Origin of the sequence: Vibrio sp. Isolate32 (assembly GCF_022397955.1) — a bacterium.
Lineage (GTDB): Bacteria > Pseudomonadota > Gammaproteobacteria > Enterobacterales > Vibrionaceae > Vibrio.
Genome location: NZ_JAKEUQ010000087.1, coordinates 1 through 622 on the forward strand (window position 1 = coordinate 1; position 622 = coordinate 622).

Consider the following 622-nt stretch of genomic DNA (forward strand, 5'->3'; position numbering starts at 1 on the left):
TGACCGATTGCCCTGACCGATTGCCCCTTTCTTGTGGTCATCGTCACTGCCCTCAATGCCAACAACGCACCACCGCTGATTGGCTTCAGCGTCAGCAACAAAAACGGTTACCTATTCACTACTTCATGGTGACCTTCACTTTACCGTATCAATTGAGAGTGCTAGCAAGGCATCAGCCTAAAGCGACATATAACGGTATGTTTAAGGTGGCATCGGGGGTTTTAAAAGATTTTGCCAACCGCCAGCTTCAAGGTGAACTTGGGTTTACTGCTGTGCTGCATACCCACAGCCGACAACGAAACTTGCACCCACACCTGCACATTATTGTGGCAGCAGGCAGTTACGACCCATCCAGACAAACGTGGCACAAAGGCAACAAGCATTACCTTTTTAACGCGTTGGCTTTGGCCAAAGTCTGGCGGGCAAGAATGTTAGAGGCCATGAATCAACATCCAACGTTGTGGCTGCCAAGTCGCATACCCAAACAATGGGTGGTTGATTGTAGGCAGGTTGGTTATGGTCAGTCAGCACTGAACTATTTATCTCGCTACCTCTATCGTGGTGTGCTGCCTGATGAAGACATTATCAAGGTCACCGATGATACGGTCACCTTCCGTTATAA

General features: G+C 48.7%; 1 protein-coding gene. It reads left to right on the forward strand.

Annotation, left to right across the window (positions count from 1 at the left end; genetic code table 11):
- Positions 1 to 622, forward strand: a 622-nt coding sequence (locus L1D11_RS22555) for a transposase (RefSeq protein WP_239862835.1), incomplete at both ends; no start/stop codon positions are given.